Here is a 10,964-nt window from a genome sequence, read left to right as displayed (position 1 = left end):
CGGACGTCCTGGCCTCAAGGTCACGCCTTACACCTTCCCTCGATTCCGGACTACATCGCTTCCGCGAGATAGACGCCCATCGCCATGTCAGTGCCGTAGATGTGGCCGGTGAGCCAGTGCTCGAGAAACGCCATCTCGCTCGCCGACGGCGGCGCCCCGGATTGCCGCAATTGCTGCTGCAGCGCCTTGCCGCTGGCGATCAGGTCCTGGTGCTCGGCGTGATGCTCGCGCAGACCGGGATAGCCATACTTTTCCATCAGCCGCTCCTCGTGCTGGAAATGCCAGTCCGTGCAGCTGATCAGCTCGTCCATGAGGGCTTCGAGAGATGCCTGCGGCTCGCCGTCTTCCACAGCGTGCCCGAACCGATTGAACAACTCGAGCAGGCGGCGGTGATCCTGGTCAATCTCCGGCACCTCGACACTCAGCGTTTTGTCCCACAGCAGGTCTTTCATGGCAATTATCTGGCAGCGTTGAGCGAGTTGTGCAGCAAAGCTTGACCGGCTGCGGGCCGGACGTCAATTACGCCAGAGTGCGTGGCTCGGTGGCCAACTGCGCGCTAGCTGCTGCAACGAACTACGGGCTACGGGCTGCTGAGGGTGCCGCCGGCAACAACTTCAGGTTAGCCGCAGATCCCGTGGCCGATCGACATCACGCAACACACCAGGGTCCGCACAGGGCACCTCGGTCACCGTCGCCTGCCGCAGCAAGCCCCGCGCGCCTTGATCGCCTTGCAGGCCAAGAAGCGCTGGGCCGAAAGCGGCACTGAAGGCAACCGGATGACCGGGCTTGCCCTCATAGACCGGACGCGCCACAGTGGCCCCGGCGGCCAGGGCCTCAGCCACCGCGTTGATGCTGCGCACGCTGACCCAAGGCATGTCGCCGAGCGCGATCAGCCAGCCATCGGCGTCGCGGTTGGCCGCCACACCGCAGGCGATGCTATGGCCCATGCCAGCGCTGGCGGCTGGGCAGATGATCAGCTCCAGCCCCTCCGCCGCCAGACGGTCGGCAACCACCCCGGGCTCGCGCACGACCACTAACACCCGTGACAGCGCCAAGCGCAGCGCTCGTGCCGCAGCCACCACCATCGGCGTGCCATCGGCAAGCAACTGCAGCCGTTTATCGGCGCCGAAACGGCGGCTTTCACCTGCGGCCAGCAACAGTCCTACCGGCGTCCGACGCAATCTATGGATCTCAGCCAAAGGTTCTCAGCCAGCCGGTCTCGGCGGCTCGCGCTGAGCGAGCGGCGAGCCGTTGCGCACCGCGATCAGCTCAGCGATCGCGGAGACGGCGATCTCGGCCGGGGTGCGACCCCCGATGGCCAGCCCGATGGGGCCGCGCAACCGTGCCAGCCGCGCCGCAGACAGCCCGAGCGCGGCCAAGCGTTCACGACGCTGAGCGTTGCTGGCACGGGAGCCGAGGGCGCCGACATAGCCCGTCTCGGCGTTGAGGGCCTCGAGTAACGCCAGATCGTCCAGGCGCGGATCATGGGCCAAGGTCATCACCGCGCTGAGTGGATCAGTGGCCTGGGCGCGCACGGCATCATCTGGCATGCTGGTCTCGAGTCGCACCCCGGAAAGGGACCAGCCGGCCGGCTCCTGGATGCGCGGATCGCAGAGGATCACCTCATCCCCAAGCGCCAGCGCCATCTCCGCGACCAGACGCGCAATCAGCCCATCGCCGATCAGCAGCAATCGCCACCGAGGACCGAAGACCCGCACCACCGCGCCTTCCTCGAGCTGCAGCTCGGCCTCGTCACGGCCGGCCGGGACTAGACTCACGCTGCCATCGGCCAAGGCGACGCGGCGGGCAATGCGCCTGCGCCCAGCGAGCATCGTCAAGATCTGCTCCAGCGGTTCTGGATGCGACAGGGACTCAGCCAACAGCTCCACGCGCCCGCCGCAGGGGAGCCCAAGGCGCAGTGCTTCTGCGGCGGTGACGCCATAGCGCAGGATCTCGGGCCTCGGCAAGGGACCGCGCTCGCGGAGATGTCGTCGCAGCTCATCCTCTAGGCAGCCGCCGGAGACCGAGCCGACGCTGTCGCGAGCGCCCTGCCCCCCAGCTTCCGCCAAGGCCCAGAGCGAGCCAGCTGGACGCGGCGAGGAGCCCCAGGTCTGCAACACCGTGACCAAATGGACACTGCGGCCAGCCCGCAGCCAACCGGCGGCGGCCTCTAGCACCGCCTGATCCGCCTGAATCATGGTCGAGAAATCACGACTGAGACGTTGCCCGGACATGCGTCATTGGATACGCCAGACATCATTCTGACAAGTAGCCTATAGCGACCAAGTTTCGTATTTCAGTCGACTTTTGAGGGATCACAGCAGGGCGGCTCACAGCCGGATCGGCAATCGCCTGGCCGGCTTGCCAGTCAGCGCGAGCACCGCATTGGCGACCGCCGGGGCGATCGGCGGTGTACCTGGCTCGCCGACGCCACCCGGCGAGGCCTCGGAATCGACGATATGCACCTCGACCACCGGCATCTCGGCGATACCGAGGAGCGGATAATCATCGAAGTTGCCCTGCTGCACACGACCGTCCTGGATGCTGATCTCGCCGTTGAGGGTGGCATTCAGGCCATAGGCGATACCGCCCTCCATCTGGGCCTCGATGATGGACGGATTGACGATCTGACCACAGTCGATCGCGCAGACCACGCGTTTCACCTTGACCGCACCGTCCTCGATTTCCACCTCCGCGACCTGGGCGCAGTAGCTGCCAAAGGACTCCGCCACGGCGATGCCACGGGCGCGTCCTTCCGGCAAGGGCTCGCTCCACCCAGCCTTCTCTGCCGCCAGCTCCAGCACCCCCAGATGGCGCGGCTGGTCGGCGAGCAGCGCGCGGCGTAGTTCGAAGGGATCACGGCCAGCGGCCTGCGCCATCTCGTCGAAGAATGCCTCGGTGACGAAGGCGTTCTGAGAGCTGCCCACCGAGCGCCAGTAGCCGACCGGCACCGGCGTGTTGACCATCGCATAGGTCACCTCGAGCGCGTCGATAGCATAGGGGAGGTTCTTGGCGCCCTCCACCGAGGAGCCGTCCATGCCGCTCTCGCGCACCTCGCTGGAGAAGCGGGCGCGGATCGAGGGTCCAGCGATCCGATGGCGCCAGGCCAGCGGCTTGCCGTCCGCGTCCAAGGCCGCAGCGAAACGGTTGAGGGTCGCGGGGCGGTAGTAATCGTGGCGGATATCGTCCTCGCGACTCCAGACCACCTTGACCGGGCGCCCAGTCTGCTTGGCCAGCGCCACCGCATCGCGCACGAAATCTTGTTCCGAGCGGCGGCCGAAGCCTCCCCCAAGGAACTGGGTGTGCACCCGCACCTGCTCGCGCGGCAGGCCGGTGATCTCCATGCCGGTGTCTTGGGTGCGGGTCTGGGCCTGGGTGCCGACCCAGATCTCGCAGCCGTCGTCGCTCACCTCGGCGACGCAGCTCATCGGTTCCATGCAGGCATGCGCCAGGTAAGGCACCTCATAGGTGGCTTCCAGGGTCTTCGCGGCTCCCTGCAGGGCTGCGGCCACATCGCCCTCGGCGCGGACGCGGTTGCCGCTGTCGACCGCCTGTTCGAACTCGCGGCTGATGTCCGCGCTGGAGAGGTCACCATGACCGGCGAAGTCCCAGTCGATCTTGAGTCGCTTGCGTGCCTGCTCGGCGGGCCACCAGGTCTCGGCGAGCACAGCCACCGCATCCTCATGGAGCGGCAAGACATCGACCACGCCCTTGATTTGGCGTGCCGACTCGGCATCGAAGCCCTTGCGCGTACCGCCGAAGACCGGGCAGCGCTGCACCACGGCGGTGAGCATCTTCGGACGTTTGATGTCCTGAGCGAAGACGGCACGGCCATCACACTTCTGCGGTGTATCCAGGCGCTTCTGCGCGGTGCCGAGCAAGTTGAATTCGTTCGACTCCTTCAGGAACACCGACTCCGGCACCGGCTGCTTGGCAGCGTCGCTGGCTAGCTCGCCATAGCCGAGACGGCGACCGCTGGCCGCGTGGATGACCTCACTCTGACTTGCCACGCAGGCATTCTCTTCAACACCCCAGCGCTGGGCCGCAGCGGCCAAGAGCATCATGCGTGTGGCGGCGCCGGCCTCGCGAACAGGGGTCCAGAAGCCGCGCACGGCGGTGCTGCCGCCGGTGAGTTGCTGACCGATGATCGGGTTGGTGTAGGCCGCATCGGCGGGGGCGAATTCGGCCTGGACACGCGTCCAGTCCGCCTCCAGCTCCTCCGCCAGCAGCATCGGGATGGCGGTCATCACGCCCTGGCCCATCTCCGAGCTGCCGACGACCGCAGTGATGGTGCCGTCCGGGTCGAGGCGCACCCAGGCGTTCGGCGCGAAGGCATCCTCGGCCACCGGCGCGGTGCGTGCCTCGGCGGTGGGGATCTGAAAGCCGATCAGCAGGCCGCCGCCGGTGAGGGCGCTCGCCTGCAGGAAGCCGCGTCTCGTGATACCCATCTCAAGCCTCCTCGGTGCCGGTCTCGGCGGCACGTTTGATCGCGGCGCGGACGCGGTTGTAGGTGCCGCAGCGGCATAGGATGCCGCTCATCGCTTGGTCGATATCGGCATCGTTGGGCGTCGGGTTTTGTTCCAGCAGCGAGGCCGCCGCCATAATCTGGCCGGATTGGCAGAAGCCGCATTGCGGCACGTCCAATTCGATCCAGGCCTGTTGCACCGGATGCTCGGCATTCGATGACAGCCCCTCGATGGTAATCACCTCGCGACCGGCGACCGCCGACACCGGGGTGACGCAAGATCGGGTCGCGGTCCCGTTGACATGCACGGTGCAGGCGCCGCACTGGGCGATGCCGCAGCCGAACTTGGTTCCGGTCAGGTCGAGATGATCGCGCAGCACCCACAGCAGGGGTGTTTGCGGGTCAACATCAAGCTCCTGCTCTTGGCCGTTAACGGTCAATCGGATCATGCGGATCACCTCGCCTGTTGAAGCCACCGCCGGCGGCGGTAAGCATTCGGGGACTAAATATCGTTTCTGGAGGTCAGGTTAGGGAGGCACGGCGCGATCGTCAACGCTCGGGCAGGCTGAGCTACCGGTGACTGAACGCAGGTCCAATCGCATCGACTTGCAAACCCAACCTCATTGGTCTCTTGGCGGCTGCGGACCAAACTCTACATGGCGCGCGTGCCACGCCCGCAGATGAGCGTTTCCTGGCGACCTCCGGGGCGGAAGCAGGCGAAGATCGGTGTTCTGGGGCTGGTAGCAGCTGCTTAACCCGTGCAGACCTGCGGTTGTTCTGGCGGATGTCATCGCCGGCTCCCTACCTAGCTGCGATAAGATCTACAACATCTTCAAGCAGTGCCATGGTCCTTCATGCTCGATTCAGACCCATCAAAGCCGGAAACACGAATGTCGCCTAACGCGGCCCCCGCAAGCCTCGACAGCGCTGATCGCGCGACCGCAACGCATCGCATCCGCGAGATCCCCTACAACTACACCTCGTTCTCCGACCGCGAGATCGTGATCCGCTTCCTCGGCGCGGAGAACTGGCAGCGTATCGAGCGCCTACGCGGCTCGCGCCGCACTGGACGCTCGGCGCGGATGCTGTTCGAGGTGCTTGGCGATATGTGGGTGGTCAGCCGCAACCCCTACCTGCAGGACGACCTGCTCGAGGACGCCAAACGCCGCCGGCTGTTGCTGGAATCGCTGCAGCACCGGCTCGAGCAGTTCGAGCTGCGCCTGAACGATAACCAAGAGGCGGCCGCCCTGCTGAACGCCGCGCGCGCGGCCATCGCCCGCTTCGATGCCCAGCTCGATGCCGATCGCGCGCTGCGCCAACGCCTACGCAAGCGCCTCGGCGGCATCACGCGCAAGGACAACATCGATTTCGGCGGCCTCGCGCGGGTCTCGCATGCGACCGACGCCACCGACTGGCGCGTCGAGATGCCGTTCGTCGTCATCCTGCCGGACACCGAGGACGAGGTCGCACCCATCGTCGCCGCCTGCATCGACTGCGGCCTGTCGCTGATCCCGCGCGGTGGCGGTACCGGCTACACCGGCTCGGCGGTGCCGCTCTCGCCGCGCACGGCGGTGATCAACACCGAAAAACTCGAAGCGCTGTCCGGCGTCGAGCGCATCGCCCTGCCCGGCGTCGCCGAGCCGGTGCCGACGGTGCGCTGCGGCGCCGGCGTGGTCACCCGCCGCGTGGCCGATCTCGCCGATGCGAATGGCCTCGCCTTCGCCGTCGACCCCACCTCGCAGGACGCCTCCTGCATCGGCGGCAACGTGGCGATGAACGCCGGCGGCAAGAAGGCGGTGCTCTGGGGCACCGCAATCGACAACCTCGCCTCCTGGCGCATGGTGACCCCGGATGCCGATTGGCTCGAGGTCGAGCGCCTGGATCACAACCTCGGCAAGCTGCAGGACACCGAAGTTGCGCGCTTTCGCATCAGCCGCTTCGCGCCCGATGGCACCACACCCAAGGGCGAGCCCGAGCTGCTCGAGATCCCGACCGCCCTGATGCGCAAGCCGGGGCTCGGCAAGGATGTCACCGACAAGGCCCTCGGCGGCCTGCCCGGCGTGCAGAAGGAGGGCTGCGACGGGCTGATCACCTCGGCGCGCTTCATCCTGCATCGGATGCCGGAGCATGTGCGCACGGTCTGCCTGGAGTTCTTCGGCACCGATCTCAATCGCGCCGTGCCGGCGATCGTCGAGATCAAGGACTTCGTCGATGCGCGCACCGATGTGCAGATCGCCGGCCTGGAGCATCTCGACGAGCGCTATGTACGCGCGGTGCGCTACTCGACCAAGGCCGCGCGCCGCGAGTTGCCGAAGATGGTGCTGGTCGCCGACCTGGTCTCCGATGACGAGACCGCCGTCGCCGCCGTCGCCGATGCCGTGGTCGAGCTGGCCAAGGCGCGCGATGGCGAGGGCTTCATCGCCATCAGCCCCGAGGCGCGCAAACGCTTTTGGCTCGATCGCGCCCGCACCGCCGCCATCTCGCGCCACACCAACGCCTTCAAGATCAACGAGGACGTGGTCATCCCGCTGCCGCGCCTGGCCGAGTACAGCCGCGAGATCGAGCGCCTGAACATCGAGCAGTCGATCAAGAACAAGGACGCCATCATGGCGGCCGTGCTCGACTATCTGGATGGCCCGCTGCGCGAGGCGCTGCCGGCCGGCGAGTACCAACGCTCCGATGAGGCGCTGGCAATCCTCGAGGCCAAGTGCGCCGCCGCCCGCGACGCGGTGCGCGCTGCCCGGCAGCGCTGGCAACAGATCCTCGCGCGCCTGGATCAGCCGGCGGCCGAGCAGACCGTCCTGTTGCGCGACCCCGAGCGCGGGTTGATCCAAGACGGCGACAGCCTGCTCGACATGCTGTTGCGCCGCGATCTGCGCCAGACCTACCGCAAGGAGGTCGGCAACCGGCTCGCCGAGATCTTCGCCGGCCATGATCTCACCGGCGTGCGCGAGCGCCTGGCCGAGATCCATCGTCAGGTGCGCAGCGCCCGGCTGTTCGTCGCGCTGCACATGCACGCCGGCGACGGCAACATCCACACCAACATCCCGGTGCACTCGGCCAACTATCAGATGCTGCAGGAGGCCGATCGGCTGGTCGATCGCATCATGGCCATCGCCGAGCGGCTCGATGGCGTGATCTCGGGCGAGCATGGCATCGGCCTGACCAAGGTGCGCTATCTGGCGCCCGAGAAGCTCGCCGCCTTCGCCGAGTACAAAACGCGGGTCGATCCGCACGGGCGCTTCAATCCCGGCAAGCTGATGCCGGATTCCGGCCTCGAGGGTGCCTACACGCCCTCGCTGCAACTGGTCGAGCAAGAGGCGATCATCCTTGAAGCCACCGAGCTTGGCGCGCTCAACGACGACATCAAGAACTGCCTGCGCTGCGGCAAGTGCAAGCCCAAGTGCATGACCCATGTGCCGCGTGCCAACCTGGACTATTCGCCGCGCAACAAGATCCTTGGAACCGGCTTGATCATTGAGGCCTTCCTGTACGAGGAGCAGACCCGGCGCGGGCTCTCGGAACGGCATTTCGACGAGATGAACGATGTCGCCGACCATTGCACCATCTGCCACAAGTGCTTGACGCCCTGCCCGGTCGACATCGACTTCGGCGATGTCACCATGCGCATGCGCCGCATCCTGGTCGAGCGCGGCAAGAAGCGCTCGAGCCCCGGTGCCAAGGTAGCGATGGCCTTCCTCAATACGCAGAACCCGCAGGCGATCCGAGTGATGCGCAAGGGGCTGGCCGAATGGGGCTTCCAGGGCCTCAACCTCGCCAACGCTGCGGCCAAGGGGCTGCAGCTGACCCAGCAGCCGAACCAACGCCCCGGCAGCAGCACCGGCAATCCGAACCCGGTTGCGCAGGCGGTGAACCTGGTCAGCCGCTCGATCCGCGTCGATCTGCCCAAGCGCACCTTCCGCCAGGTGCTCGGGCTCGAGGATCGCACGCAGGTGCCGATCCTCGCCGACCCGGCCAAGGTCGATGAGGACTCAGACGCGGTGTTCTACTTCCCCGGCTGCGGCTCCGAGCGGCTGTTCTCCGATATCGGCCTGGCGACCCTAGCGATGCTCTATGAGCAAGGCAGCCAGACCGTGCTGCCACCGGGCTACCTCTGCTGCGGCTATCCGCAGCGCGCGGCCGGGCTCGAGGAATCGGGACACCAGATCACCACCGAGAACCGGGTGCTCTTTCACCGCGTTGCCAACACGCTCAACTATCTGGATATCCGCACCGTCATCGTCTCCTGCGGCACCTGCATGGATCAGCTGCTCAAGTACGAATTCGAGCGCATCTTCCCCGGCTGTCGGCTGCTCGATATCCATGAGTACCTGATGGAAAAAGGCGTGAGCCTGGAGGGCGTCAGCGGCCAGCAGTACCTCTACCACGACCCCTGTCACACGCCGATGAAGACCTATCAGCCGACCAAGGTGGCGGAGAAGCTGATGGGCCAGAAGGTGCCACTCTCGGACCGCTGCTGCGGCGAGGCGGGCACACTGGGCACCAGCCGGCCGGATATCGCCAATCAGGTGCGCTTCCGCAAGCGCGAGGAACTGAACAAGGGCATCCAGGCGCTGACCGGTCGCGAGCGCGCCGAGAATGGCGAGGTCAAGCTGCTGACATCATGCCCCGCCTGTCAGCAGGGCCTGGCCAAATACGCCGACGAAACCGGCCTGATGACCGATTACATCGTCGTCGAGCTGGCCAAGCATCGCCTCGGCGAGGGCTGGCAGCAGCGGTTCTTGGAGCAGGTCAAGACGGGGGGGATCGAGCGAGTGTTGCTCTAAGGTCGATGGCATTGAAGCTCGACTGGACCATCGAACGAGCCGCCAGCGAACATGATCGTTTACCGCATCACAAGCATCTGGACCGACAGGAGTTCCTTGCGTGGAACAATGGCCAACTTGGAGATCAAGCCCCGAGGCCTGCAGCTGCCGCGATCTCTTCAGCGACGGCGATGAATCGCTTAGCCTCAGCGATCGCGCGTCGCACGTGCCCTCCGCACGCTCCGGGCACCCGCTCCAGGTGGGATCGTCGCCGCGAACAAGGCGCAAGCCGTCAGCACTCGAGCAAACGCCACAGCGCGCGTTGTCGCAACGCGCCCTGTGGCTGATCGAAGGCGTGACATGCGCTAGACTCCAGTGGTGGCGATCATGAGAGAGTCTGGATTGCAGACAATCAACCGCCGACTTGGGAGGCTAAACGCTAGTTGGTAATGCTTACCAAGAGGATTGATCGGTCACTAGACAAACAGTAGCTGTGCAAATTGAACCATGGCGTTGCTTGCAGGCTGAATGGTTTGGTTTGCGTGCAAGCCTTCGTTTTCGCTGTGCATGCAAGTCGATGGTTCAATTTGCGCGCAAATGAATACACTGTTAGCGCCAATAGAAGTTTGTTCCATCAAACTACCTCAGGTGGCACATGAAATACAAAGTCGCTCTCCGAAAAACAGATGAAGGCTTTAGCGTATCCTGCCCTGGTCTACCTGGATGCTGGTCACAGGGGAAGACAGAACAGGAAGCTTTAGAAAACATTGCGGATGCAATCAATGAGTATGTTGCTGTTTCGGCAGAGTTGGCCGCAACGGAAGACACTGAACTGCGGGAAGTTGAAGTGGCTGCATAAAGATGCCGAAAATCCCAGGTGTAAATCACCGCGATGCTGTTCGGGCTTTACAGAAGGCAGGGTTCCGCGTGATCCGGGAAAGCAAGCACATCATCATGTCTGACGGCACGCGAATCCTAACCATTCCAAGGGGAAATCCTGTTGATGCTTTTACGCTTGGCGGAATCGCTAAGGACGCTGGATTGACTGTAGAGCAATTCAAGAAACTTCTTTGATGCGAAAAGGCGCTAACACGGTGCTCCAGCCGAAGCCGGTTTCGCTCTCGCTCAACCGGCTCGGCTGAGCGTGACGTTATGCGCTAATTCACCGTCATGCACTCATGGGCAAAACTGAAAAGACACTGGGCATAGTTCTTCGCGGAACTTCGGACGCTAACGTTCCGTTCAAGGATGTGTGCTCGCTTTTGCTAAACCTTGGCTTTTCCGAACGGGTTCGAGGCGACCACCACATCTACTCAAAAGAAGGTGTAGAAGAGATTTTGAACCTACAACCAATCGGTTCCATGGCAAAAACTTATCAGGTCAAGCAGGTTCGAACCGTAATCCTTAAATACAAACTCTGAGAGAAGCGATGGATTCGAAATACGAGATACTTATCTATTGGAGCGCCGAAGATGGCGCTTTCCTTGCTGAGGTGCCGGAGTTACCTGGATGCATGGCCGACGGCTCTTCTTACCAGGAGGCACTCAAGAACGCCGAAGTGATCATCCGCGAGTGGATCGAAACTGCGAAAGAAATTGGTCGCCCGATTCCTGAACCTCGCGGGAAACTGATGTATGCCTAACGAGTTGCTCCGGCCGAAGCCATTTTCGCTCTCGCTTAACCATCCCCCGGCAAAGCCGGGGGCTTTGAATGCGTGAGCCGCTCAAAGCGGC

Annotated in this window: 9 protein-coding genes; 4 read left to right on the top strand and 5 right to left on the bottom strand. The window is 64.3% G+C overall.

Annotated features, from left to right (window positions below; translation table 11 throughout):
* Positions 1–50: 50 nt before the first annotated feature.
* The 5 genes from AC54T3_RS14575 to AC54T3_RS14555 all read right to left on the bottom strand — a co-directional run bounded on the left by AC54T3_RS14575 (position 51) and on the right by AC54T3_RS14555 (position 4,914).
* A complete protein-coding gene (locus tag AC54T3_RS14575; protein WP_496625865.1) occupies positions 51–452 on the bottom strand; it encodes a bacteriohemerythrin in 402 nt (133 codons plus the stop codon).
* Positions 453–614: 162 nt separating this feature from the next.
* Positions 615–1,199 carry a nucleotidyltransferase family protein gene (locus AC54T3_RS14570; protein ID WP_496625863.1) on the bottom strand — a complete coding sequence of 195 codons (585 nt, stop codon included), beginning with the start codon at positions 1,197–1,199 and terminating at the stop codon, positions 615–617.
* Positions 1,200–1,205: 6 nt separating this feature from the next.
* The gene (locus tag AC54T3_RS14565) at positions 1,206–2,234 is read right to left on the bottom strand and encodes an XdhC family protein (RefSeq protein ID WP_496625862.1); all 1,029 of its coding nucleotides are present in this window, start codon (positions 2,232–2,234) and stop codon (positions 1,206–1,208) included.
* Between the two features lie 96 nt (positions 2,235–2,330).
* On the bottom strand, positions 2,331–4,448 hold the full coding sequence (locus AC54T3_RS14560; protein WP_496625861.1) for a xanthine dehydrogenase family protein molybdopterin-binding subunit: 2,118 nt from the start codon (positions 4,446–4,448) through the stop codon (positions 2,331–2,333).
* A 1-nt stretch (position 4,449) separates the two neighbouring features.
* Positions 4,450–4,914 carry a (2Fe-2S)-binding protein gene (locus tag AC54T3_RS14555; RefSeq protein WP_496625860.1) on the bottom strand — a complete coding sequence of 155 codons (465 nt, stop codon included), beginning with the start codon at positions 4,912–4,914 and terminating at the stop codon, positions 4,450–4,452.
* 441 nt (positions 4,915–5,355) lie between these two features.
* Here AC54T3_RS14555 and AC54T3_RS14550 point away from each other — a divergent pair, with 441 nt between their 5' ends.
* The 4 genes from AC54T3_RS14550 (at position 5,356) to AC54T3_RS14535 (ending at position 10,873) form a co-directional block, all read left to right on the top strand.
* A complete protein-coding gene (locus AC54T3_RS14550) occupies positions 5,356–9,252 on the top strand; it encodes a DUF3683 domain-containing protein (protein WP_496625859.1) in 3,897 nt (1,298 codons plus the stop codon).
* Between the two features lie 634 nt (positions 9,253–9,886).
* Entirely contained in the window at positions 9,887–10,090 is a 204-nt protein-coding gene (locus AC54T3_RS14545; protein ID WP_496625857.1) for a type II toxin-antitoxin system HicB family antitoxin, read from the top strand.
* Positions 10,091–10,092: 2 nt separating this feature from the next.
* Positions 10,093–10,305, top strand: coding sequence for a type II toxin-antitoxin system HicA family toxin (locus tag AC54T3_RS14540; RefSeq protein ID WP_496625855.1), 213 nt, complete (start codon positions 10,093–10,095; stop codon positions 10,303–10,305).
* A gap of 355 nt (positions 10,306–10,660) precedes the next feature.
* Positions 10,661–10,873 carry a type II toxin-antitoxin system HicB family antitoxin gene (locus AC54T3_RS14535; protein ID WP_323686423.1) on the top strand — a complete coding sequence of 71 codons (213 nt, stop codon included), beginning with the start codon at positions 10,661–10,663 and terminating at the stop codon, positions 10,871–10,873.
* Positions 10,874–10,964 lie beyond the last annotated feature (91 nt).

This window comes from Halochromatium sp. NSM3, from assembly GCF_059621085.1.
This window is presented reverse-complemented; position numbering and strand designations above follow the sequence as displayed.